The sequence below is a fragment of the Catellatospora sp. NPDC049133 genome (assembly GCF_040648455.1).
GTDB lineage: Bacteria > Actinomycetota > Actinomycetes > Mycobacteriales > Micromonosporaceae > Catellatospora > Catellatospora aurea.
On record NZ_JBEZDT010000005.1, the window covers coordinates 188,123 to 212,255 of the forward strand.

Consider the following 24,133-nt stretch of genomic DNA (forward strand, 5'->3'; position numbering starts at 1 on the left):
AGATGTCTATTGAGACACAGCAATGGCAATAGGCTGTCCGCGAAACGGCCGCGAGGACAACCCCTACAAATCCCCTAATGCGCATAGGGGTATCCGTTGTTACGCTCCCGGATATCTCATTCCCGTCCCCGGTGATGTGCCGTGGGCGCGGTATTCCGCCGCGGGCGCCCAGCTTTGGCCGTCCACATCCTCCGGAGCGTCACGTCATGGACCTTGGCCTGAAGAACAAGGTGGCCGTCGTCACCGGTGCCAGCTCGGGCGTCGGCCGCGCCACCGCCCTGGCCCTGGCGGCCGCCGGCGCGCGCGTGCTCGGCACCTACCACAGCAACCCGAACGGCACCAAGGAGCTGCTGGAGCAGGCCGAACGCGCGGGCACCGAGGCCCTCGCGACCCGGCTGGACCTGGCCGACGCCGGCTCGATCCAGGCGGCGGTCGACACCGCGGCCGGGCGCTGGGGCGCGGTGCACATCCTGGTCAACAACGCGGTGGCGCTGCCGCCGTTCCCGGCGCACGGCGAGCTGTTCGAGCAGGCCCCGCCGCAGCGGTTCGTGGACTCGCTGACCAGCAACCTCACCGGGCCCTACCTGCTGAGCCGGGCGGTGGTCGGGCACATGCGGGCCGCGGGCTGGGGGCGCATCGTGCACGTGTCGTCCACGTTCGCCGAGGACGGCTTCCCGGGGCGGGCGCCGTACGCGGCCGCGAAGTCGGGCCTGCACGGCCTGACCAAGGTCATGTCCCGGGAGCTGGCCCGTGCCGGCATCTACACCAACGTGGTGGTGCCCGGCTTCATCCCGGCCGACGGCCAGCCGCAGTCGCTGATCCAGTACGCGTCGGCCGCCGCCGCGACCAAGCGCACCACCTCCGCGCAGGACGTGGCCAACACGATCGCGTTCCTGTGCTCGGCCGCGAACTCCAACATCACCGGCCAGGTGGTCCGGGTCGACGGCCACTTCCTCACCCCCGCGCCCTGATCCCACTGCCTGCCCTGGAGGGCCGATTCGCCATGAACGAAGAGAACGAGTCCGGGGGGCTGCCCGAGCTGCCGATGAACCGCGAGTGCCCGTACCACCCCCCTGCGGCGTACGAGGACCTGCGGGCGATCGGGCCGGTGACGCGGGTGCGCCAGTTCGACGGCCGTCCGGTGTGGGCGGTGACGGGCCACCTGGAGACCCGTGAGCTGCTGTCCAGCCCGCACATGTCGGTGGACCGGTTCCACCCGAACTTCCCGATGCCGATCCCGGCGCTGACGCAGCTGCAGAGTTCGCGTACGCCCGCGATCGGGGCCCTGATCCGCACGGACCCGCCGGAGCACACCCGGCAGCGCAAGGACATCCTGCCGAGCTTCACCCTGAAGAAGATCGGCGTGCTGCGGCCGCGCATCGAGCAGATCTGCGCGGACCGCCTCGACGCGATCACGGCCAAGGGACCGGTCGTCGACCTGGTCGAGGAGTACACCAAACCCGCCGTGGCGATGGTGCTGTCGCAGCTGCTCGGCGTCCCGTTCGCCGACCGGGAGTACTTCGAGGACCTCACCTACCGCCGGTTCGATCCGGCGCAGGTGGTGGACGCGCTGGCCGACCTGACCGACTACCTGTCGCGGCTGCTGCGGGCCAAGGAGACCGACCCGGGCGACGGACTGCTCGACGACCTGGTGGCCAAGGTCCTCGCCGGTGAGCTGGACCGCGACGAGCTGGTCAAGTACGCGCTGGTGCTGGTGATCGCCGGGCAGGAGACCACGGCGAACACCATCGCGCTGAGCGTGCTGACCCTGCTGGAGCACCCGGACCAGCTGGCGCTGCTGCTCGACGACCCGTCGCTGTGGCCGAACGCGGTCGAGGAGCTGCTGCGCTTCCTGGCCATCACCGGCGGCCTGTCCCGGGTCGCGACCGCCGACATCCAGCTGGGCGACCTGACCATCGCCGACGGCGACGGACTGATCTTCCTCAACCCGGGGGCCAACCGGGACGAGGCCCAGTTCGAGCGGCCCAACGAACTCGACGTGCGGCGCACCGTGCGCAACCACCTGACCTTCGGTTTCGGCATCCACCAGTGCATCGGGCAGAACCTGGCCCGGGTCGAGGTGGAGATCGCGCTGCGGGCGCTGTTCACCCGCATCCCCGCCCTGCGGCTGGCGGTGCCGATGGAGCAGATCCCGATGCGCCAGGGCCTGGTCTTCGGCATCGCCGAGCTGCCGGTGACCTGGTGAGCGGCGCGCGAACGCTGCTGCCCAGCGGCGACGCCACCCGGTGCATCGGGGCCGGGCAGTGCGTGCGAACCGCGCCCGACGTGTTCGACCAGGACGACGGCGGCACCGTCGTGGTGCTGCTCGCGGAGGTCGACGAGAGCCATCGCGCGCTGCTCGACGAGGCGGCGTACCTGTGCCCCGCGTCGGCCATCGGCTTCACCGAGCGCGGCTGAGCTCAGCCCGCTCCCGTCCCGGACCTGAGGAAGTAGAACATGACGACAACCGACGCGGTGACCAGCCCGGAGCAGACCGGGCGCGGCCCGTCGAGCCGCTGGACCGGCCTGGCGGTGATCTCGCTGGCCCAGCTGATGGTCACCCTGGACTCGACCATCGTCGCGGTGGCGCTGCCCTCCGCGCAGCAGGACGTCGGCCTGACCGACGTGACCCGGCAGTGGGCGGTCACCGCGTACGCGCTGACCTTCGGCGGTCTGCTGCTGCTCGGCGGCCGGATCGGCGACCACATCGGACGCCGTCGCTCGCTGATCATCGGCGTGGCCGGGTTCGCGCTGGCCTCGGCGCTGGGCGGCGCGGCCGGCAGCGCCGAGACGCTGCTGGCGGCGCGGGCGCTGCAGGGAGTGTTCGCGGCGCTGATCGCCCCGGCGACGCTGTCGCTGATCAGCCTGACGTTCCTGGATCCGAAGGAGCGGGCCAGGGCGTTCGGCATCTTCACCGCGACCTCGATGTCGGGCGGCGCGACCGGCCTGGTGCTCGGCGGCGCGCTGACCACGCTGCTGGACTGGCGCTGGTGCCTGTACGTCAACCTGCCCATCGCGGCGCTCATCCTGGTCGGCGCCTGGCTGACCGTGCCGAGGACGGACGGGCGGCACGAGGCCAAGCTCGACGTGCCGGGTGCGGTGCTGGGCACCCTGGGGCTGCTGTCGCTGATCTACGGCTTGGGCGAGGCGGCCAACCTGGGCTGGTCCTCGCCGGTGATCATCGGTGCGCTGCTGGTGGGCGTGCTGCTGCTGGCGACGTTCGCCGTGGTGGAGTCGAAGGTGAGCGCGCCGCTGCTGCCGCTGCGGGTGCTGACCAACCGCAACAGCGGCGGGGCGTTCCTGGCCATGGCGATCTCCGCGTTCTGCATGCTCGGCATGTTCCTGGGCATGACCTACCAGTTGCAGTCGGTCATGGGGTACAAGCCGATCCAGGCCGGACTCGCGTTCCTCGCGTACATCGTCACCGCCGCGATCTACTCCACGCAGGTGGCCCCGAAGCTGCTGCTGCGGGTGCGCCCCGGAATGATGATCTCGTCGGGGCTGGTCGTGTCCGCGGTCGGCCTGCTGCTGCTGACACGGCTCACGCCGGAGTCGACGTACCCGGTGGACATCCTCCCGGCGCTGCTGCTGTTCGGCATCGGTGTCGGCAACATCGCGGTGCCGATCTTCAGCACCGCGATGTCGGCCGCCGACGCCCGTGACGCGGGCATCGTGTCGGCCGTGGTCAGCACCTCGCAGCAGATCGGCGGCTCGATCGGCACCGCGCTGCTGAACACCGTGTCCGCTGTGGCCGCCGCGGGTTACCTGCTCAGCAATCCGACCGGCGCCGACCCGGAGGCTGCCGCGATGGTGCACGGCCTGGCCGTGGCCTGCGCGGTCGCGGGCGGGGTCGCCCTGGTCGGCGCGCTGGCCGCCCGGCTGCTCATCGTCATCGACCCCCGGCGCAAGAAGGAAGCCGCGGCGGGCTGACCGCCATGGACAACCGGCCCCCGGAATTGTTCGATTACCGACAGGAACCATTCCGGGGGCCTTTTAGCACACGGCCGCGACAGCATTCCGCAAGCCATTGGTCACCGAGCGGTGATAAGCACGGGAAATGGGTCTCCATAGGGGTTTGTTAGGGGTCGACTCGACCGTGACAATGCGTGATCCTCGCCTTGGCGCAAACGCCTCTCCATCGCATTGGGAGAAACGTCCGAGAAATAGCGCCACGACCATTCCCTCGACCCCTCGAAGGACTCACGCATGTCCAGGCTCAGCCGAAGAATGCTCATCGCCGGAGCGGGTTCCGCCGCGGCCGGCCTCGCCACCGGCGTCGTCGCCGCGCCGGCGGCCGCGCACGACCCGGGCGAGATCCCGCCGGGGCTGACCACGGTCACGCCGTCCGACCCGCGCTATGCGGACACCCAGCTGCGCGGCTACAACAAACGCTTCGTCGGCACTCCCGAGGCCGTCCGCATCGTCGGCAGCACCGAGCACGTGGTGCAGGCGGTCCGCGAAGCGGTGCGCGGCGGCAAGCGCATCGGCGTCCGCTCTGGCGGGCACGGCCTCGACGGCCTGGTCGACGACCCGGCTGTCAAGATTGTCATCGACTTCACCGAGATGCGCGACATCGCGTTCGACCCGGTGCGCAACGCGTTCACCATCGAGCCCGGCGCGACCCTGGGCCAGATCTACCGCACCCTGTACTACGGCTGGGGCGTCACCATCCCCGGCGGCGTGTGCCCGGCCGTCGGCGCGGGCGGCCACTTCGTCGGCGGCGGCGTGGGCCCGCTGTCGCGGCAGTACGGCCTGGTCGCCGACCTGGTCGTCGCCGTCGAGGTGGTGACCGTCGACGCGGCGGGCCTCGTGCGGGCGGTGGTGGCCACCGACAACCCCGCCGACCCCAACTACGACCTGTGGTGGGCGCACACCGGCGGCGGTGGCGGCAACTTCGGCGTGGTCACCAAGTTCTGGCTGCGCCAGCCGGGGGTGCGGTCCACCAACCCCACCCAGCTGCTGCCCAAGGCCCCCGGCGGTTACCTGGTCGGCCGGGCCATCTGGAACTGGTCCGACATGACCGCCGACGCGTTCCGCCGACTCTGCGCGAACTTCGGCACCTGGCACGAGCAGAACAGCGCCTCGGGTTCGGCGGGCGCGGCCCTGTACGCGTCGATGATCGCCCCGCGGATCGAGAACGGGAAGATCCTGATCTCGGGCCAGGTCGACCCGAGCGTGCCCAGCCAGGTCACGCTGCTGGACAGCTTCCTCGCCGCGCTCGGCGTGGGCGTCGGCCCGACGCCGCTGATCGTGAAGGCCCCGGTGCAGCCGTGGCTGCAGCCGACTATCTCCGCCCCGGACACCGCCGTGTCCATGGGCATCCTCGGCCCGCCGCGCTCGAAGACCAAGGGCGGCCTGCTCAAGAAGCGCTACACCGACGAGCAGATCGACATCGCGTACCACCACCTGACCCGCGCCGACTACGCGCACAAGGCGTCCGTGTTCACCATCGCCTCGTACGGCGGCCGGATCAACGCCCTGGCCCCGAACGCCACGGCGACGGCGCACCGCCGCTCGATCATGCTCGGCTCGGTCTTCAGCTGCTGGGACGTGCCCGCCGACGACCAGCGCCACCTGGACTGGAACCGGGCGTTCTTCCGCGACCTGTACGCCTCCACCGGCGGCGTGCCCGCGCCGAGCGACGCCAACGAGGGCTGCTACATCAACTGGCCGGACGTGGACCTGGTCGACCCGGCCTACAACGGCAGCGGGGTGAGCGCGCTGGAGCTGTACTACGGCGCGAACCTGCCCCGGCTGCGGCGGGTCAAGGCGAAGTACGACCCGTGCGGGGTGTTCCAGCACACCCTGAGCATCCGCTGATCGACGGTGGCGCGGCGGTCCCGCGCCGCGCCACCCCTACCCGGAACGGAGTGCCGATGACCGAACACGGCCCCCACCACGGCAAGGTCGCCGTCGTGACCGGCGGCGCGGGCGGCATCGGCGCCGCCTGCGCCGAACGCCTCGCCCGCGGCGGCGCGCACGTCGTCGTCGCCGACATCGACACCGAGCGCGGCAGCAGCGTCGCCGCCCGGATCGGCGGGGAGTTCGTCGCCGCCGACGTCACCCGGCTCGCCGACAACACCGCGCTGTTCGACACCGCCGTGACCCGGTTCGGCCGGCTCGACGTCGTGCACCTCAACGCCGGGATCATCGGCGGCACCACGCCCGGCGACGGCTTCGACCTCGACCGCTACCGCCACATCGTCGCCACCAATCTGGACTCGGTGGTCTTCGGCGTCCAGGCGGCCCTGCCGCACCTGCGCGCCACCGCCGGCGCGGTCGTCGTGACGGCCAGCGCCGCCGCGCTGCGGCCCTCCATCGAGGTGCTCTACTCCGCGACCAAGAGCGCCGTGATCGGCCTGGTCCGCTCGCTTGCCCCGGTGCTCGCCACGGACGGGGTCACCGTCAACGCGCTGTGCCCCGGCCTGGTCGACACCCCGATGATCGCCGCCCGCCAGGAGGCGATCCGCGCCGCAGGCGTGCCCGTCGCCGATCCCGCGCTGGTCGCCGACGCGCTGGAGGCGGTCCTGGCCGCCCGCGGCACCGGCGAGGCGTGGCTGGTCATGGCCGACCGCGACGTCGCCCCGTTCCCGTTCCCCGACCTGCCCGTGCCGGGCGCGCAACGGTTGCGCTACCGCGACGGCGTCCTGGTCACCGACCACAGTTAGGAGAGACCATGCCGACCAGCCGTGCCGCCGTGCTGCGCGCCAAGGGCGGACCTTTCGCGATCGAGGACGTCCGGATCGAAGAGCCGCGGCCCACCGAGGTGCTGGTCCGGGTCGTCGCCACCGGGCTGTGCCACACCGACCTGCTGGCCCGCGACCAGATCATGCCGCCCGGTCCGCCCGCAGTGCTCGGCCACGAGGGCAGCGGCGTGGTCGAGGCCGTCGGCGCGGGCGTGCGCTCAGTGGCGGTCGGCGACCCGGTCGTGCTCGCCCCGGCGAGCTGCGGGCGCTGCGTGAACTGCCTCGGCGCGCACCCCATGCAGTGCCGGACCTTCCTCGGCCTGAACCTGCGCGGCCGCCGCCCCGACGGCAGCACCGCCTACCGCGGCGCGGACGGCGCGGAGCTGGGCGGCCACTTCTTCGGGCAGTCCTCGTTCAGCGGGCTGGTCGTCGCCGACGAGCGTAGCGTCGTGCGGGTGCGCCCGGACGCGCCGCTGGACCTGCTCGGGCCGCTGGGCTGCGGCCTGCAGACCGGCGCGGGCGCGGTGTTCAACGTGCTCAAGCCGCGGCCGGCGGGCAGCATCGCCGTCTTCGGCGCGGGCGCGGTCGGCCTGGCCGCGGTGATGGCGGCGGCCGTCGCGGGATGCCGGGACATCGTCGTCGTCGACCTGCACGCCGGCCGGCTCGCGCTGGCCGCCGAACTCGGCGCGACCGCCGGTTTCGACGCCGCGGACGACGACGTCGTCAAGCAGATCACCGAGGCGACCGGCGGCGGGGTGGACCACGCCGTGGACGCGGTGGGGCTGCCGCAGACGGTGCGTAACGCCGTCGACGTGCTCAACGTCGGGGGCAGCGCCGCTGTCGTCGGCTCGGCGGGCACCGGGCGGGAGGTGTCGCTGGACATCTCGCGGCTGTTCGGCCGCACGGTCACCGGTGTCGTGGAGGGCGACAGCGTGCCCGGCATCCTCATCCCGCAGCTGGTCGACCTGTTCCTGGCGGGCCGGTTCCCCCTCGACAAGCTGATCACCCGGTACGGCCTCGCGCAGGTCAACGAGGCCGCTGCCGACGCCGCGGCGGGACGGGTGGTCAAGCCGGTGCTCACGCACTGAGCGCGAAATTCGCCGTCCACAGCGTGTCCGGCACCGGGTGCCCTGCCCCGGTGCCGTAAAAATGCTGTCAAGAGCGCTGAAGAGGTGCGACACCACCCCGCAAACTCCGAAATTAACTTGAATCGGTCCAGATTATGGCAATATTGAGCAGATGACGGGCTTCGAGGCGCAGCTGCGGGCGGTCCGCCTGCGGGTGACCAAGCCCCGGCTGGCCGTGCTCGCCGTGCTCGGCGAGCATCCGCACGTCGACACCGAGACGGTGATCGCCCTGGTGCGCGCCGAGCATCCCGCGGTCTCCCACCAGACCGTGTACGACGTCCTGCGCGCGCTCACCGAAGCCGGCCTGGTGCGGCGCATCCAGCCGGCCGGCGCGGTCGCCCGCTACGAGTCCCGCGTGGGCGACAACCACCACCACGTCGTGTGCCGCTGCTGCGGCGTCATCGCCGACGTCGACTGCGCGGTCGGCGAAGCCCCCTGTCTCACCGCGTCGGACGACCACGGCTTCGTGGTCGACGAGGCGGAGGTCGTCTACTGGGGCGTCTGCCCCGGCTGCGCGACCGAACGTTTTTCCCAGTGATCGGCCAGTTCGGAGGAAGCAGATGAGCGACACCCAGGACAACATGCCCGCCAGCGCGCAGGGCGTGGAGGAGAAGACGGCGGCCGGCTGCCCGGTCGCGCACGACTCGGTGACCGCGCACGGCAGTGAGAGCGAGAACCCGGCGATCCCGTCGCCGACCCCGAAGACCGGGGGCCGCCCGCGCACCAACCGCGACTGGTGGCCCAACCAGCTCGACCTGTCGGTGCTGCACGCCCACTCGGCCAAGGGCAACCCGCTGGACGAGGACTTCAGCTACGCCGCGGCGTTCGGCAAGCTCGACGTCGAGGCGCTCAAGCGCGACATCACCGAGGTCCTCACCACCTCGCAGGACTGGTGGCCGGCCGACTTCGGCCACTACGGCGGCCTGATGATCCGGTTGAGCTGGCACGCCGCCGGCACCTACCGCATCCACGACGGGCGCGGCGGCGCGGGCGACGGCGGGCAGCGCTTCGCCCCGCTCAACAGCTGGCCGGACAACGCCAACCTGGACAAGGCCCGGCGGCTGCTGTGGCCGGTCAAGCAGAAGTACGGCCAGCAGGTCTCCTGGGCCGACCTGCTCGTGCTCGCCGGCAACGTGGCCCTGGAGTCGATGGGCTTCAAGACCTTCGGCTTCGGCTTCGGCCGCGAGGACGTATGGGAGCCCGAGGAGATCTTCTGGGGGCCGGAGGACGCCTGGCTCGGCGACGAGCGCTACGTCTCCGAAAAGGAGATGGCCGCGGGCGTCGGCGCGACCGAGATGGGCCTCATCTACGTCAACCCCGAGGGACCCAACGGCAACGCGAACCCGGCCGCGGCGGCGCACTTCATCCGCGAGACCTTCGCCCGCATGGCGATGAACGACGAGGAGACCGTCGCGCTCATCGCCGGCGGCCACACCTTCGGCAAGACCCACGGCGCGGCCCCCGCCGGCGACCACATCGGCCCGGAGCCGGAGGGCGCGCCGCTGGAGGCGCAGGGCCTGGGCTGGCTGAGCAGCAACGGCAGCGGCAAGGGCCCCGACACGATCACCAGCGGTCTCGAAGTGACCTGGACCGACCAGCCGACGCAGTGGAGCAACCGCTTCTTCGAGATCCTGTTCGGCAACGAGTGGGAACTGACCACCAGCCCCGGCGGCGCGAAGCAGTGGGTCGCCAAGGACGCCGAGGAGATCATTCCCGACGCGTACGACGCGGCCAAGAAGCACAGGCCGACGATGCTCACCACCGACCTGTCGCTGCGCGTCGACCCGGCGTACGAGAAGATCTCGCGGCGGTTCCTGGCCAACCCCGACGAGTTCGCGCTCGCCTTCGCCAAGGCCTGGTACAAGCTGCTGCACCGCGACATGGGCCCGGTCAGCCGCTACCTCGGCCCCTGGGTCCCCGAGGCCCAGCTCTGGCAGGACCCGGTCCCGGCCGTCGACCACCAGCTCGTCGGTGACGCCGACATCGCCGCGCTCAAGGCAAAGGTCCTGGAGTCCGGGCTCACCGTCGAGCAGCTGGTCTCCACCGCCTGGGCCGCGGCCGCGAGCTTCCGGTACACCGACCGGCGCGGCGGCGCGAACGGCGCCCGGCTGCGCCTGGAGCCGCAGCGCAGCTGGGACGTGAACCAGCCCGCGCAGCTCGCCACGGTCCTGCAGACCCTGGAGGGCATCCAGCGCGACTTCAACGCCGCCGGTGGCGCGAAGATCTCGCTCGCCGACCTGATCGTGCTGGCCGGCTCGGCGGCGGTGGAGAAGGCGGCGCGCGACGGCGGGTTCACGGTGACGGTGCCGTTCCGCCCGGGTCGCACCGACGCCACCCAGGAGCAGACCGACGTCGAGTCGTTCAGCGTCCTGGAGCCGCAGGCCGACGGGTTCCGCAACTACCTGCGGCCTGGCGAGAAGCAAATGCCGGAGGTGCTGCTCGTCGACCGCGCGTACATGCTCAACCTGACCGCGCCCGAGATGACCGTCCTGGTCGGCGGCCTGCGCTCACTCGGGGCCAACGCCGGTGGCGCCAAGCACGGCGTGTTCACCGACCGGCCCGGCGTGCTCAGCAACGACTTCTTCGTCAACCTCCTCTCCCCCGGCACCCGGTGGAAGGCGGCGGAGACCGGCGAGCACGTGTACGAGGTCCGCGACGTGTCCACCGACCAGGTCAAGTGGACCGCCACCGCGGTCGACCTCATCTTCGGCTCGAACTCGCAACTGCGGGCGGTCGCCGAGGTGTACGCCAGCCAGGACGCCCGGGAGAAGTTCGCGCGCGACTTCGTCGCGGCCTGGACCAAGGTCATGGAGCTGGACCGGTTCGACCTCAACTGATGGTCCGCAACGGCGGGGCCGGCCGATCCGTGGTGATCGGCCGGCCCCGCCGTCGGTTCAGCCGACCGCCGGCTCCGCCTTGGCCGTCATGTAGTCGAGCCGGGCGAGCAGGTGCCGGGCGACCTGCTCGCCGGTGGTCCACTCGAACGCCGGGTCGGGCCGGCAGCCGGCGCGTTTCGCCTGGTTCATCAGCCGCCACTGCTCGGCGGTCGACACCGTGGCCTCGCCGTGGGTGGTCATCCCGGCCTCGCTCATCGCCTTGACGCGCAGCCCGAACGAGTCCGGGTAGGACACCGCGGGGTGGGTCATGGCCAGCACCGGGATCCGGTTCCACACCAGGTCGCAGGTGACGGTCCCGTTGGCGTTGGTCACCACCAGATCGGCTGCGGCGTAGTACTTCTCCGGTTCGGCCGTGAACCCGGCCCAGACGACGTCGGCGGCCCGGTCGGCGGGCACCTCGCAGAACGGCTCGGCCAGCACGAACAGCCGATGACCGGGCGGCGCGTGCTCCAGCCAGGCACGTACGGTCAGCTCGGCTATCGCCGCGTTGTCGACCATCCGGGTCATGCCCCCGATGGTGAGCACCACGACCGTCTCGGACTCGGCCGCGCCGAGGTCGGCACGCGCCTGCTCGCGGCTGACGCCGAAGTCCGCCACCACCGGGCCGAACGTCTGGATCGGCCTGGTGACGCCGAACGGGCCCGGGTGCGCGACGGAGAAGTCCAGCAGCAGGATCTCCCCGGCCTGGTCCAGGATCGGATCGGACTCGGGCGCGCCCAGTTCGGAGTAGAACCAGTCGGTCAGCAGGATCGCGCGCCGCCGCCACTTCTTGACGCAGAACACCAGCGACCACACCACCTCGTCGGCGACGACCAGGTCGAACGGGGCGTGCTCGCCCATCAGCTCCCACACCCGGGCGCCGGCCGCCGGGGTCATGTCCTCGTGGTCGCCGATCCCCATGTCGATGCAGCTCTCGCCGTAGAGGTCCAGGTAGACCGCGGCGCTGCCGGAGGCCATCACCTGGATCGCGACGTCCGGCCGCTGGGCGCGCATGGCCCTGATGATCCGCAGGTCCCGGGCGGCGTGGCCGAAGCCGTGGCCGCGGGCCAGGAACAGCACTCGTGGGGCGGAACTCACGCGGATTCCTCCTGGAGCCGGTGGCGCAGCAGTTCGACGGTGCCGAGCGCGGCGGTGAACGGCGGCGGCCCGTGCGCGTCGTCGCGGCCGGTGGTGAAGCTGCGCACCGGCACGGGCGGCAGCACGGTGACCGTGGGCCGCTGCCGCAGCGCGGCCACGTGCGCGGTGGTGACGGGGCTGTCCCAGCCGCCGGGCGGCAGCGCCGGGGCCACCACGACGGGAGCGGTGCTGCACTGGATCGCGAGCAGGCTGGGCGAGTCGGCCAGGCCCACCGCCAGCCGCGCGAGGTAGTTCAGGCTCGCCGGATACACCAGGACGGCCTGCACCCACTGCTGCCAGGTCACGTGCACGGCCTCGGCGGCCGGACCGGCCCACTCGTCGACCGCGGCGGCCCGGCCGGTGATCGCGCCGGCCGCGGTAGGGGTCAGGAACTGCAGCGCCGACCGGGTCAGTACGACCTGCGTCTCCAGTTGCGGGTAGGCCAGCCGCAGCCAGGCGAGGTCGCGGGGCAGGAAGGCGGCGTGCAGCGAGCCGGTGGCGACCACCAGCAGCCGCCGGAAACCCAGCGGTGGCAGCCGTGGCTCGGCGGAGGGGGTCGAGTCGTCCATTCACACATCCTCTCCGGGAAGGGATCCGATGACGATCTCGGCCACCGCGGACACCTCGGTGGGATCGAGGCCGGTCGCCTCGGCGAAGTCGGCGGCGTCGCCGCTGCCGACGGCGCACGCGCCGAGGCCCATCGCCGTGGCGGCCAGGTACACCGACTGCAGTGCCACGCCCGCGTTGCGCAGCGTCAGTGAGTACGCCAGGTCGCCGTATTTGCGGGTGGTCCGGTCGCCGCGGGCCGCGAGGCTGATCAGCACCTGCGGCACCGACACCCGGTTGAGGGCCAGGTAGGCGGCGTTGATCAGCCGGACCAGCGGCACGGTGTCGCGGTTGACGACGGCGAGCGCATGCCGGTCCGGCCGGTAGCGGTAGACGCCGGGGGCCAGGCCCTGGCAGGCGCGGACCGTGAGGTAGTAGTCGAGTTCGTGCATCGCCCCCGCCGAGGGGGTCGGCCGCAGCGTGAAGGAGTAGGACCGGTCGTCGGCGGGGTCGGCGGGCAGCCGCTGCTGAATCCGGGCCACCCGGTGCAGCAGCTCGCTCAGCTGCGGCAGGGTGAGCGGCGTGCCGCCGAACCGGCGTACCGAGCGGCGGGTCTCCATGACCTCGGCCAGCGTCGGATCGCTGTGGCGCAGCGCCGCCAGGTCGGGCACGGGAAGCGCGATGTCGGTCTCGGCGGCGGGCTCGGCGGGCGGTTCGTCCAGCGCGTCCGGCGTGGCGGTGCGCAGTTCGACCAGGCCGTTCCTGCTGCGGGTATGGGTCCACACCGCGTGCGGTGCACGTCCGGTCTCCGGGCCGGGCGCGGTCACCAGGCCGACCGCGGCCAGCAGCCGCAGCAACCGCTCGCCGCCCGGGGCGAGCCCGGCGGCCGCCGCCGCGACGGTCGGCGCGCACAGGCCCGCCACCACCGCCGCGAGCTCGGGGCGATGCAGCTCGACGGCGGTCCCGTCGTGGGCCGACTCGACGACGGCCCGGCCGTCGAGCCGCCGCAGCAGCGCGTACGGCGACAGCTGAATCGCCTGCTCCAGCGCCGTATCGGCGTCGGGCCGCACCACGGCGAGCCGGGAGCGGAACCGGGCGGTCGCCACGTCACCGTGTTCGTCGGCGCAGCCCAGGGTGACGACTCCGGTGACGAGCAGCCGGCGGACCAGCGTGTCGAGCCGTCCCGCGCCGAGCGGCACCTGTTCGCGCAGGTGCTGCCAGGTCGTCGGGCGGTTCAGCGCCGCGAGGACGGCGGCCACCGACCCGTCCGCGTCGTGCAGGGCTACCGGATCGCGGTCCGGGCCGGTGATCAGCAGGTCGGCGGACGGGGTGGTGGCGACGGTCAGCTCACCGCCGCGGCGCAGCGTGATCATCGCCGGGCGTGGCGGTATCCGGCCCGGACGGCGTCGAGCATGAGTTCACCCAGGAACTGTTCGAGGCCGTCGAGCACGTCACGGGTGGCGACCGGGTGCAGGTGCGCCTGCGGCAGGGTGGTGAACGCGCGCCGCACCACCGGATCGGCCAGCAGGTTCGCCAGGGCCGCCTCGTCGGCGACCGGGAACCGGCTGTGCAGGGGTGTGCCGTCGGGCTGGTAGAGCCGGACGGACGGCAGGGTCAGGCTGACGCCGATCGCGAACGGCGTCAGCCACAGCCGGTCGAGCAGTTCGTCGGTGAGCTGCGGATGCTGCCGCCGCCATCGGTCGGTGTGCGCACGGGCCAGTGCCGTGACCGTCGCCGGATCGAGGCCGGTGTCGGCGAGCCACTGCTCGGCGGATCGGATCGACCAGGGCATTCCCCCGTCCTCCAGCGGCTTGCGCAGCGCGAGGTAAGGCCGGGAGCCGAAGTCGGGCATCTGGTAGTGCGCGAACGTCGGCAGCAGGTCGGCCACGCCCAGCAGCGCGTCCGGGCGGGGCGGCACGTCGTCGGCGAAGCAGGCCGAACGGCGCGGGCCCTGGTGGAGGTTGCCGGTGAGGCTGTCCGGGGAGTCGTGGTCGACGAGGTTCGGGATGCGGCAGATGGCGGCGACGTGCCGGTCGCGGAGGAAGTTCATCAGCGCGACGTCGTCGGTCGGGGTCCACTCGCGCTGGTTGCGGGTGGCGGCCTCGCCGAACTCGCGGGCGATCCGGGCGGGCAGGACCAGGGCGACGCTCGGCACGTACTCGTCCACCACCCCGGCCCAGGTCCCGCCCGCCAGAGCGGCCATGCGCAGGTGGTGGGCGGTCATCGAGGTCCACTCGGTGAACAGCGCCAGGGCGGCGTCCGGGTGCTGCGCGATCGCGGCGTGCACGGCGTCGGCGAAGCCCCGGCACGGCACGGCGTCGTCCTGCAGCACCAGGTGGTGGGTGGCGTGTTCGGGTACGAACGACCAGGCCACGGCGGCGGTGCGCAGCGACGACGGCGGCCCGTGCGGGTCCGGGTCGACGACGATGTCGGGTTTGAGTTCGGGCAGGCTGTCGGCGAGCGCCTCGGCGAGGGCGAGCCGGCTCGGATGCGCCATGATCACAGTGGACAGTTGGTATTCGGTCATGGCGCTTCCTTGCCGGTGACGGTGGTCAGATGGGTCATCGGGGCGTTCACGGCGGCCAGCGGCCAGGCGATGGTCTCGTCGTCGCAGGTCACGTGGCGCAGGCTGCCGCCGAGCAGGGCGGCCAGGTGCGCCGACACGACTCCGGCGGCGACCGCGAGTGCCCGGAAGTCGGCGGGCGAGGCGGTGGCGGGGCCGCCGAGCAGCACGGCCACGTCGGCGTCGAGGTGCCCCAGCGGCGGCGGTTGCGCGTGGACCTGGTGCAGGAGTCCGTCGGCGTCCACGCGGTAGGTGCCGGTCGCCGCGCCCGCCGGGCCGAGGATGGCGATGCAGGCCGTCAGCGGCTCGGGTGACTGTGCCAGCGATCGGATCACCGCGGCCCCGATACCGTCGTCCGTTGCCGGTGCCGATGGCAGGGGTCGATCAGCTGCGGGCCCGATGCCGGGACGGCGTGGTCCGGCGAAGTCCAGGCGCAGCGCGGCGCTCAGTGTCGTGTCCTTGGGCTGGACGGGCATCAGGGCCGCTCCGGGTAGAGTCCGACGGCGGCCGCGAGGTGTTCGCCGCCGCCGTGCAGTTCCAGCAGGTCGGCCAAGGCCGGGTCGACGGTGCCGGCGAGCACGGCGTGGTGGCCGGCGGCGACGGCCGCGATCGCCCGGCCGGCGGCCAGGAACGCCCGGCGCAGGCCCTGCTCGGCGTATGCCGAGGTCAGCCGCGTGGTGGCGGAGACGAACACGAGCACGGCGGCAGGGTCGTCGGGCAGTCCCGCGATCGGCGGGGTGGCGCTGAGGTCGCCACGGGTGGCGATGAGCGACCGGGTGGACGGCGACCAGCGGTAGACCGGGTGCGGCAGGCCGTGCACGCCGAGCAGGTAGGTGTCGGCGTACGGCCGGGCCGTCGCCGCCGGGAGCAGGGTCCGCAGCCAGGACGGCGCCTCGTTCAGCGGCACCCGGGGCGAGGAGGCCAGGTCGGTGTCCGCGGTGACGGGAACCGCCCGGTCGCCGGTGACCTGCCAGGACACCCGCCGGTTGAGCCACTCCAGCCGACCGAGCACGCCGTCGCCCGCCATGGCGCAGGTCCGGCAAGCGGCCGACGGGGTGACTTCGTGGACGCTGCGGCGCAGGTCGACAGTGTCGATGCGGTGCAGGCGGCGGCCGGTGGCCGGGTCGGCGAGCCGGGCCAGCAGGCCGACGGCCTCGGCCACGGCCAGCCCGCACAGCAACTGCGCCGCCGCCCGCCCGAGGTCGGGAGCACCGGCAGTCCTGCCGTCGGCCAGGAAGCAGTCCGGGCAGGCGGTGTCCGGAACCGTGAACAGCGGTCCGAGTTCGACGGTGCGATCGTCGCCGCCGATACGCAACACGGGCACACCGGTCGCCGCGAGGGAGGCGAGCTGGTCGTCGGTGACGATGGCCAGCGCCGTGGCGCAGGACGCGTCGGCGGCACGGGGTTCGCGCACGGTCGCGGTGCCTGAGCAGGCGGCGGGGTGGCCGACACGGTCCGGGCGGGTACGCAGACCGAGCGGGTCGGTGGTGACAGTGCCGATGCCGGACAGGGCCAGGTCGGTGGTGAGCAGCTCGCCCAGCCGGCCCGCCACGGCGACGACGACGGTGGCCTCGGCCAGCCGTTCACGCAGCGTCGCCGGCCGGTCGTGGCTCCCGGACGCGGCCAGGGCGCGGGACCGGAAGGCCTCGGTGGCGTCGCCGGGTTCGGCGGGTCCGTCGTGGAGCAGCCCGCTGCGGTGCAGCAGCGCCACTGCCTGCGCAACCTGCGCGACGGGTGCCTCGGCAGCCTCGGCCACCGCCGCCAGGTCGGTGCGGCCGTCCAGCAGCGGCAGCAGTCGTGGCAGCAGGTCGCGGGCGGCGGCGCCGGTGAACAGGCGGCGACTCGGGCCGCCCTCGATCAGCAGCCCCTCGGTGGTGTCCACGACGGCCAGTCCGGCCGCCAGCGCGGGACGCCCGAGGCGGCTCACGCGAGCGCTCCTTCGGGCAGCCGGTTCACGGTCTCGGCGAGGGTCGCGGCAAGCCGCGGGTCGCCCCAGGTGTCGGCGGAGCCGCAGCGTGGGCAGCCGTGCCTGGCGATGACGTCCACCCGGCTCACCAGCATGGTGGACAGGTCGACCATGGTGGTCATGCCCGGCTGCGGATTCTGCAGCACGAGCTGCACGAGCGCCTCGGCGATGCGCAGGTGGTGCGGCAGGTGGCCGTACACGCCGAGTCCGCCGTCGGCGCGGTACGCGGCCAGCAGCGCGGCGCGGTGCCGCGCCTTCGGGTCGTGCTGCTCGCGGCGGAAGCCGTAGCAGTCGTAGCAGGGACCGCCGGGGGCCACCCAGGGGCCGACGATCAGCCACGGGTGCTCCACCACGACCGGCAGCCAGCCGATCCCGGCGCGAGACGCGAGCTCGTCGAACCGCCGGGCCAGGTCCGGTTCGGGCCGCCACGACACCAGCGCCATCGCCCGCGCGCCGCCCGGTTCCGGCTGGTCGGCGTCCAAGGCCGTCGCGCCGGCCGCCAGCAGCCGGGCCTGCACCGCATGCCCGAACTCCCCCACGGCGGCGACCGCTGTCTCGGTCAGGCGAACGGTTGCGGCCACGGGTTCTGCTCCTGTTCGGGGGAGGCGGGCACGCCCATCGCCGCGGGCGCTTCGGTCAGTCGCGGGTGGGCGCGGAACTGCGCCAGCGGGGCCAGGGACATCGGCTGCAACTGCGGCACCACCACGGTCAGCGCGACCAGGCCGACGCGGCGCAGCTCGGCCGAGGTCCGGTCGACGCACACCGCCTGCGCGCCGATCCGGCGCAACTGCCCCAGCACCACCGCGAGCGCCTCGGCCGGATCGGCCGGCAGTTCCCGGCAGTCGTCCGAGGTGGGGCGTCGGGCGAGGTCCTCGGTGAGGAAGGCGAAGGCTTCGGCCCGCTGCGCCACGGCCATGTACCGTGCGCCGTCCATGATGTCGGTGAACCGGGTGTCGCCGTGCACGGGCGCGGTGCCGTGCGGGAACAGCTGGCGGATGTTGGCGATCTCGATGAGGGCCTTCTCCGCCGCGTCGGCCAGGGTGCGGCCGGTCGCCGCGCCGACCAGGTTCGCGGCCTGCGCGTCGTGGGGTGCCCGCTGCAGCGCGTACACCGTCGGGATGCCCAGGTCGGTGGTGGCGTTGAACAGCACGTTGTCCAGGAAGCGGCGGCGGCCGTGGTCGAGCAGGTAGCGCACGTCCGGGCTGAACCCGGCGGGGCCGAGCAGCGGCAGCCGCAGCCGCCGCAGCCAGGTCAGCGCGATGGCGTCGCGTTCGATGACCTCCATCAGCCCGCCGAGCAGCGCGCGCCGCGGTTCGACGTGCACGGCGTGCCCGGTGGATATCTGGAACACGAAACGTTCGGCGGGTTCGGGGTGCAGTCCGTAGCAGGCCATGACGGCGGGCACCCAGGTCGGCTCGCCGGACAACAGGTCGGTGCCGCGCATCCAGCGGATCTCCGCCGCGGGATCGGCCGGGACGACGGGGCAGCCGGGGTGCGCATACTCGGCGTCGAAGCAGCGGGGCAGCGAGGCCAGGTCGAGGACCGCGCCGGGCAGGTCCGCGGCGGTCGCTCGCACGGTGTCGGCTTCGGGGTAGCTGCCCACGTAGCGCTCGGCGGCTTCGGCGATCGCGACGGTGGTGGCGAGCTCGGCGTCGAAGCCGCGGCCGGTGCCCAGCTGGGGGTTGCCGTCGTGGTGGCCGGTGTGCGAGTCGCCGCTGGCGGCGACCACGTGGCTGAGCCGGTCGAGGCCGCGGTCCGGCAGCAGTGGCCGCAGCCCGCTGACCACACCCAGCGGGCTGACCAGACTGGCGAGATCTGCGCTCATTGACATTCCCGAAACAGAGTCCGCAGGAGGCGCGACGGTGGCGCGGCTGGGCCGGCCACCGTCGCGGTTCGTTTCAGAGGTTCAGCAACCGCAGCCGCAGGCGCACCCGCAACCGCAGCCGGTGACGGGGGCGAGCTCCGGGTCCTGCGGGGTCAGCTCGCCGGCGTTGCGCATGATCTCGGTGACGAGCATGTCCCAGTCGCCGGTGGAGACGTCCTGGACGTCCAGGTCGAGGTGGTTCATTCTTCCTCCAAACCAGATCTGTTAACAAACCTTGCTGAGAAGGTAGCAGCCACTCCCCGCCAGCGGAAGACTCAAATAGATCATTACCGTCCGTGATCACGGACTCCGATGAGGACGCATCCGCCCAGGCAGCGGCCTGTGGCGGGAATGACTGAGGGGACGGCCACCCCTCAGGACCGTCCCCTCAGCAGAGCGCGAACCGGCCCGAAACGGGCTCGTTCAGCACCACGAAGAAACCATAACGGGAAATCAGCGCAAAGCGCGTCATCCGCGCGTGTCGACTAGGGAGTTTTCGCCGTCGCGGCCAGCAGCGCGCCGAGTCCGGAGGCCTGGGTGCGCCAGTCGCGTGCGTTCGGCGTCCCGCCGGCCCAGCGCTGCCCGATCCGGACGAGGCCGTCCCGGTCGTACTGCCAGATCGCGTCGGCCTGCCGCTGCGCGTAGGTGCGGTACGCGGCCACGCCCGAGGCGTCGGCCAGGTCCATCAGATACCGCATGAAGATGCCCTTGAACTGCTTCTGGTTGTCGTCGCAGCTGTTGGCCGGGTCGCACGACTCGGTGAGGATGCCCGAGCGCGTCAGCACCGCCGAGTTCATCGCCGCGTCGGCCAGCTGCCGCGCCGAGGCCAGCAGCGACGCGTTGCCGGTGGCCCGCCACAGCTCGACCGCCGCGCCGATCGCCAACCCCTGGTTGTACGTCCACACGGTCTGCCCGTTGTTCGCGCAGCCGCCGGTGATCCCGTCGTTGACCAGCCCCGAGCCGTTGATCATGCCGCTCGCGGCGAACCAGTTCCAGCCCGCGGTGGCCCGGCCCAGCCACAGCGTGTCGCCGGGAATCCGGTTGTGCAGCGCCGCGGTGAGCCGGACGTACAGCCCGATGGTCACCGCGTTCTTGTACGTGCGCTCGCGGTTCCACCAGACCCCGCCGCCGCAGACGCCGTCCCAGTACGAGTGCATGTAGTTCGCGATCGTCACGGCCATGTTCAGGAACTTGGCGTCGCGGGTGACGTCGTACGCCTGCACCCAGGCCAGCCCCCACCAGCCGGTGTCGTCGATCGCGCGGCTGATGAAGTTGCCCTCGATCGCGTCGGTGCTCTTCTGCCCGGCCGGCATCACGCCCTTGTTCAGCTCGAACGTCCGGTCGATCAGCCAGCGGTAGTCGGTGCGGCCGGTGCGCCCCGACCAGTCCCCCAGCGCGGTGACCGCGACCGCCGAGTTCCACCAGCTCGACGGCCACCACGCGGTGTCGGTGCGATAGGCGTACGCCAGCGCGTCCGCGGCGGCGGCCGGACGGTCGGCGGCGGGCCGGGCCCAGGCGGTGCAACTGCCGTTCGCGCCGCTGACGGCCCGGCCGCACGCCCGCACCGCCCCGCCGTACAGCAGCGACCGCGGATCGCGGGTGTTGACCATGGTGGTGCGGACCGAGTTCGCCCCGGCCGGGACGCCGACCCGTCCCAGCGACGAGCCGCCCGGCCAGGACGCGCCCTCGTCCCACGAGCGGTCCAGCCACACCTCGTCACCGGCTGTGCCCGCGCCGAGCGTGGCCCAGGCCAGGCCGCGGTTGTCGATGTGCAGGTCGATGCGGCGGTTGCTGATGGTGGTCCCCGGCACCGGCTGGTTGTCGCCGACGGCTGTGGCCGGGTCCGCTCCGTCGCAGACGGCGTCGCAGACCTTGACGTACACCCAGGCGGTGCAGGTGACCCCGCCCGCGTTGCCGCAGGCGCGGACCATGCCGCGCCGGTGGGCGGTGGGGTCGGCGACGTTGTACATCAGGGTCCGGGTGCCGGTCCAGGTCGACGGGATGCCGGCCTTGCCGAGCAGTCCGTCCCAGGTGGAGCCGTCGGTCCAGCTGCGGTCGAGCCAGACGGAGTCGCCGACGACGCCGTTGTCGATGCTGCCCCAGGCCATCCGGTCGGGGTCGGAAACGTGCAGGACCAGCCGCCGCCCGTTGAGGTTGACCTCAGGCACGGGGAAGGTCTCCTGGCGGGCCAGCGACGGATCGCGGGTGTCGCAGTACAGCGCGCACACCGCCGGGGCCGCGCTCGCCGGGGTCGCGACCACCGCACCGACCGCGCCGACGAGCAGCACCGTCATGAGGACTGTCAGCTTGCGCATCGGTTCCACCTCGCTCCGGCCGACCGGAAAGCACAACGGACGGCAACCCGCCGCATCCATCGATATCTCTGGATCGAAGTTAACAAACTTAACCGTTGACTGTCCACGAAGTGCGCATACCACCCGTGGCCCGCGCAACCTGCCCGGGGGCCGAAACGTCTCACACATCGACGACCGAACCCGGAGGCGACCATGCACGCAGGACATCCCGACCCCGCCACCGCCACCCGGCGCGCGCTGCTGCTGGGGCTGGCCGCGGCCGCCGCGCTGCCGCTCGTCGGCTGCGCCGGCGAGGACGGCGGGCCGGAGCTGGTCACCGCCGCGGACGTGGACCGGGTCGTGCCGCCGACCGACGCTCCGGTCGCCGCGTCCGTGGACGGTGTGGCCGACTTCGGCCACCGCATCCTGCAGGCCGCCGCCCAGCCCGGGGCCAACTTCGTCGCCTCGCCGCTGAGCATCGCGCTCGCGTTCGCGATGGCGCGGGTCGGCGCGGGCAGCACGACCGCCAAGGAACTCGACACCGCGTTCGGCTTCCCGGCGCAGGGCCGCGACGAGGCGTACAACGCCATCAGCGGGCAGCTCGCCACCGCCGACGTGCCTCCGAAGCCGAAGAACGGCCCGCGCGACCCGAACGCCAAGCGCACGCCACCGGTGGTGAGCATCGGCAACGCCCTCTTCCCCCAGCAGGGCTTCACGGTCGGCGAGGCCTTCCTGCGCACGCTGGCGGAGCAGTACGCGGCCGGCGTGCGCCCGGTCGACTTCGGCGGCGACGCGGTCAAGCAGATCAACGCGTGGGTGAACCGCCAGACCGCGGGCCGGATCGCGAAGGTGTTCGACAGCCTGCCCGCGGACACGAAACTGGTGCTGGCCAACACCGTCTACTTCAAGGCGGACTGGCACAGCTACTTCCTCGACGTCGCCGACGCCGCCTTCACCAAGGCTGACGGCACGGTCGTGCGCACCCCGACGATGCGCAACGGGCTGCGCATCCGCTACGCCGAGACGGCCGGCATCGCCGCGATCGAACTGCCCTACGCCGAGGGCCCGTACGCGATGTGGCTGATGCTCGCGCCGCCCGGCGGCAAGCCGGAGGACGCGCTGGCGCACCAGGTGCTGGCCCGGCTGCGCGACTCGTTCACCGAGCTGCAGGTCGACGTCGCCGTCCCCAAATGGGACTTCGACTCCTCGATCGACCTCAGGACGACCCTGGCCAAGCTCGGCGTGACCGCCGCGTTCGGCGCCGGCGCCGACTTTGACGGCATCGCACCCGGGCTGTTCATCTCCGACGCGGTGCACAAGGCGAACATCACTGTCGACGAGTGGGGCTCCGAGGCCGCCGCTGTCACGGGCATCGCCATGGCGATGAGCGGCCCGCCGCCCACCCAGGCGACGTTCATCGCCGACCGGCCGTTCGCGTTCGCCATCGTGGGCGGCAAGGACCACATCCCGCTGTTCATCGGCCGGGTCAGCGATCCGACGGCCAAGCGATCGAGCTGACCGTCGACCGCTGCCCTTCTACAGCGTCCAGACCTCGTCCAGGGCGACGCGGCCGCCGACCTCGATCCAGCCGTCCGGCCGCGGGCGCGCCAGGATCTGCGACTCGACACCCTGCCGGATGTCGATGGCCCTGCCGAGGGTGTGGGCGAGCAGGAGCGCGGCGGCACCGGTGGCCTCGTCTTCGATGACGGCGTCACCGCGCCGGGGAAAGGCTCGGGCCCGGATCGCGCCTTCCGACTCGTCCTGCCAGGCCCAGGCGTAGAGGAATCCGGTGCCCGGCGGCGGCGCGGGCAGGCGGTCGACCTCGGCCGCGGATGCCTGCTGCCGCAGCTCGCGGCCGGCGGCCCAGTCGGCGCGACCGGCGATCCAGGTGAAGTCGCCCTCCTGCCAGGTGGAGACGTCACCGGCGGGCGGACGCAGCACGTCGACTCCGGTGCCCAGATGTCGTACCAGCGGGTGCCCGGCGAAGGGCAGGCGAACGCTGGGCGTGTAGATGTCGACCACACCGCGGTCCGGATCGTCGACAAAGACCGTCTCACTGAACCCGAGCTTCGCGGCGACGGCCGACCGCTGCCGCTCGCCGACCACCGTCGCGCCGCGGCTGACGACGCCGAGCCGGTTGCCGCCGCGCCCACCCGTCCCACAGAACACCCGCAGCACATGAAGATCAGCCACAACTGCCATCGAACCACAGGTGTCCTGTCCAGTACCTGCGCCTGTGCCGGGCAAGCGAATCAGGGCCGGGCACGGCCGAGGCGGCATAGTGTCGATGAACGTGACATATGGAGGGCGATCAGGCGAATGAGCTTCAGCGACGAGGTGCGGGCGGCCTTCCGGCGCGGTGAGACCGACGCCGTGGTGCGCATGAGCGAGGCCGAGATCGTCCGGGCGCAGGCGGCCGGGGACCTGACCGGTGAGGTGGAGGCCAGGTATGCCCTGGCCCGAGTCGCCATCCGCGGCGGCGATCTGCCGGGCGGCGAGGTCCGGGCCCGGGAGGCGCTCGCGGTGGCGCAACGCTCCGGGGACCGCGCCCTGGAGGAGCGGCCCCGGCATGTGCTGGCGGCGGTGGCCCGGATGTCGGGCGACCTGGCCCGCGCCCGGGACCTGTACCGGGAGAACATCGCGCTCAACGAGGCTTTGGGCCGCCCCGAGGTCGTCAACTCGGAGTACCACAACCTCGCGTTCTGCGAGCTCGGACTCGGCAACCTCGATACGGCGAGGGCGCTGTTCGCGGCGGGTCGGGAGCGGGTGTTCCAGCAAGGCTGGGCCGACTTCGTGCCGTACGTGTGCGTGGCCGGTGTCGCGCTCGCCTCCGCCGAGGACGATCACACGCGGGCGGCGCTCCTGGTGGGCGTCACGGACGCGGCGTTCGCCGCGCTCGGGCAGGTCCCCGACCCTGACGACGCGGCCGACCTGGCCAAGGCGCGGGAGGCCGCGATCGAGAGGCTGGGCCCGGCGGTTTTCGCCGAGCGGTACGCGCAGGGTCAGGCGCTCGACCCGCGTGAGGCGTTCGATGACGGCGGGACCTCCCACACGTGACCCACCGACGTCATACG

The 24,133-nt window shown here is 72.5% G+C and carries 22 protein-coding genes; 11 read left to right on the forward strand and 11 right to left on the reverse strand.

The window, feature by feature from the left end; all coding sequences use genetic code 11:
* Window positions 1-206 precede the first annotated feature (206 nt).
* The 9 genes from AB0B35_RS07315 (at window position 207) to katG (ending at window position 10,650) form a co-directional block, all read left to right on the forward strand.
* On the forward strand, window positions 207-971 hold the full coding sequence (locus tag AB0B35_RS07315; protein ID WP_360526635.1) for an SDR family oxidoreductase: 765 nt from the start codon (window positions 207-209) through the stop codon (window positions 969-971).
* A 32-nt stretch (window positions 972-1,003) separates the two neighbouring features.
* A complete protein-coding gene (locus AB0B35_RS07320) occupies window positions 1,004-2,206 on the forward strand; it encodes a cytochrome P450 (RefSeq protein WP_360526638.1) in 1,203 nt (400 codons plus the stop codon).
* Window positions 2,203-2,418, forward strand: a complete 216-nt coding sequence (locus AB0B35_RS07325; RefSeq protein WP_360526641.1) for a ferredoxin — start codon at window positions 2,203-2,205, stop codon at window positions 2,416-2,418. The genes AB0B35_RS07320 and AB0B35_RS07325 overlap by 4 nt, the downstream gene beginning before the upstream one ends.
* A 39-nt stretch (window positions 2,419-2,457) precedes the next feature.
* Window positions 2,458-3,930, forward strand: coding sequence for an MFS transporter (locus AB0B35_RS07330; protein WP_360526644.1), 1,473 nt, complete (start codon window positions 2,458-2,460; stop codon window positions 3,928-3,930).
* Window positions 3,931-4,206: 276 nt separating this feature from the next.
* Complete coding sequence (locus AB0B35_RS07335; RefSeq protein ID WP_361041891.1) at window positions 4,207-5,820, forward strand: FAD-binding protein; 1,614 nt, start codon at window positions 4,207-4,209, stop codon at window positions 5,818-5,820.
* 56 nt (window positions 5,821-5,876) lie between these two features.
* The gene (locus tag AB0B35_RS07340) at window positions 5,877-6,668 is read left to right on the forward strand and encodes an SDR family NAD(P)-dependent oxidoreductase (RefSeq protein WP_361041893.1); all 792 of its coding nucleotides are present in this window, start codon (window positions 5,877-5,879) and stop codon (window positions 6,666-6,668) included.
* Window positions 6,669-6,676: 8 nt separating this feature from the next.
* On the forward strand, window positions 6,677-7,774 hold the full coding sequence (locus AB0B35_RS07345; RefSeq protein ID WP_361041895.1) for an NAD(P)-dependent alcohol dehydrogenase: 1,098 nt from the start codon (window positions 6,677-6,679) through the stop codon (window positions 7,772-7,774).
* Window positions 7,775-7,925: 151 nt separating this feature from the next.
* A complete protein-coding gene (locus AB0B35_RS07350; RefSeq protein ID WP_361041897.1) occupies window positions 7,926-8,351 on the forward strand; it encodes a Fur family transcriptional regulator in 426 nt (141 codons plus the stop codon).
* Window positions 8,352-8,373: 22 nt separating this feature from the next.
* A complete protein-coding gene (gene katG, locus AB0B35_RS07355; protein WP_361041899.1) occupies window positions 8,374-10,650 on the forward strand; it encodes a catalase/peroxidase HPI in 2,277 nt (758 codons plus the stop codon).
* A 57-nt stretch (window positions 10,651-10,707) separates the two neighbouring features.
* On the opposite strand, the gene AB0B35_RS07360 is transcribed toward katG, so the two are convergent.
* The 10 genes from AB0B35_RS07360 to AB0B35_RS07405 form a co-directional block, all read right to left on the reverse strand.
* Window positions 10,708-11,787 (reverse strand): hypothetical protein, encoded by a 1,080-nt coding sequence (locus AB0B35_RS07360; protein WP_361041902.1) that lies wholly within the window; start codon window positions 11,785-11,787, stop codon window positions 10,708-10,710.
* Window positions 11,784-12,395 carry a flavoprotein gene (locus tag AB0B35_RS07365; RefSeq protein ID WP_361041903.1) on the reverse strand — a complete coding sequence of 204 codons (612 nt, stop codon included), beginning with the start codon at window positions 12,393-12,395 and terminating at the stop codon, window positions 11,784-11,786. Before AB0B35_RS07365 ends, AB0B35_RS07360 begins: the two co-directional genes overlap by 4 nt.
* Window positions 12,396-13,745 carry a SagB family peptide dehydrogenase gene (locus tag AB0B35_RS07370; RefSeq protein ID WP_361041906.1) on the reverse strand — a complete coding sequence of 450 codons (1,350 nt, stop codon included), beginning with the start codon at window positions 13,743-13,745 and terminating at the stop codon, window positions 12,396-12,398.
* Complete coding sequence (locus AB0B35_RS07375; protein ID WP_361041909.1) at window positions 13,742-14,899, reverse strand: hypothetical protein; 1,158 nt, start codon at window positions 14,897-14,899, stop codon at window positions 13,742-13,744. Before AB0B35_RS07375 ends, AB0B35_RS07370 begins: the two co-directional genes overlap by 4 nt.
* On the reverse strand, window positions 14,896-15,270 hold the full coding sequence (locus tag AB0B35_RS07380) for a hypothetical protein (protein WP_361041911.1): 375 nt from the start codon (window positions 15,268-15,270) through the stop codon (window positions 14,896-14,898). Before AB0B35_RS07380 ends, AB0B35_RS07375 begins: the two co-directional genes overlap by 4 nt.
* 140 nt (window positions 15,271-15,410) lie before the next feature.
* A complete protein-coding gene (locus AB0B35_RS07385) occupies window positions 15,411-16,862 on the reverse strand; it encodes a hypothetical protein (RefSeq protein WP_361041913.1) in 1,452 nt (483 codons plus the stop codon).
* Window positions 16,859-17,482, reverse strand: coding sequence for a TOMM precursor leader peptide-binding protein (locus AB0B35_RS07390; protein WP_361041915.1), 624 nt, complete (start codon window positions 17,480-17,482; stop codon window positions 16,859-16,861). Before AB0B35_RS07390 ends, AB0B35_RS07385 begins: the two co-directional genes overlap by 4 nt.
* Window positions 17,461-18,726 (reverse strand): YcaO-like family protein, encoded by a 1,266-nt coding sequence (locus AB0B35_RS07395; RefSeq protein ID WP_361041917.1) that lies wholly within the window; start codon window positions 18,724-18,726, stop codon window positions 17,461-17,463. The genes AB0B35_RS07390 and AB0B35_RS07395 overlap by 22 nt, the downstream gene beginning before the upstream one ends.
* A gap of 81 nt (window positions 18,727-18,807) precedes the next feature.
* Window positions 18,808-18,969: a hypothetical protein gene (locus AB0B35_RS07400; protein ID WP_203692783.1), complete on the reverse strand. Its 162-nt coding sequence runs from the start codon at window positions 18,967-18,969 to the stop codon at window positions 18,808-18,810.
* 281 nt (window positions 18,970-19,250) lie between these two features.
* Window positions 19,251-21,080 carry a glycoside hydrolase family 76 protein gene (locus tag AB0B35_RS07405; protein WP_361041919.1) on the reverse strand — a complete coding sequence of 610 codons (1,830 nt, stop codon included), beginning with the start codon at window positions 21,078-21,080 and terminating at the stop codon, window positions 19,251-19,253.
* A gap of 192 nt (window positions 21,081-21,272) precedes the next feature.
* Between AB0B35_RS07405 and AB0B35_RS07410 the strand changes: the two genes are divergently transcribed.
* Window positions 21,273-22,577, forward strand: coding sequence for a serpin family protein (locus AB0B35_RS07410; RefSeq protein WP_361041921.1), 1,305 nt, complete (start codon window positions 21,273-21,275; stop codon window positions 22,575-22,577).
* A gap of 18 nt (window positions 22,578-22,595) precedes the next feature.
* On the opposite strand, the gene AB0B35_RS07415 is transcribed toward AB0B35_RS07410, so the two are convergent.
* Window positions 22,596-23,252, reverse strand: coding sequence for a PhzF family phenazine biosynthesis protein (locus tag AB0B35_RS07415; RefSeq protein WP_361041924.1), 657 nt, complete (start codon window positions 23,250-23,252; stop codon window positions 22,596-22,598).
* 126 nt (window positions 23,253-23,378) lie between these two features.
* On the opposite strand from AB0B35_RS07415, the gene AB0B35_RS07420 reads away from it, so the two are divergent.
* On the forward strand, window positions 23,379-24,116 hold the full coding sequence (locus AB0B35_RS07420; protein WP_361041927.1) for a tetratricopeptide repeat protein: 738 nt from the start codon (window positions 23,379-23,381) through the stop codon (window positions 24,114-24,116).
* Window positions 24,117-24,133: the final 17 nt, after the last annotated feature.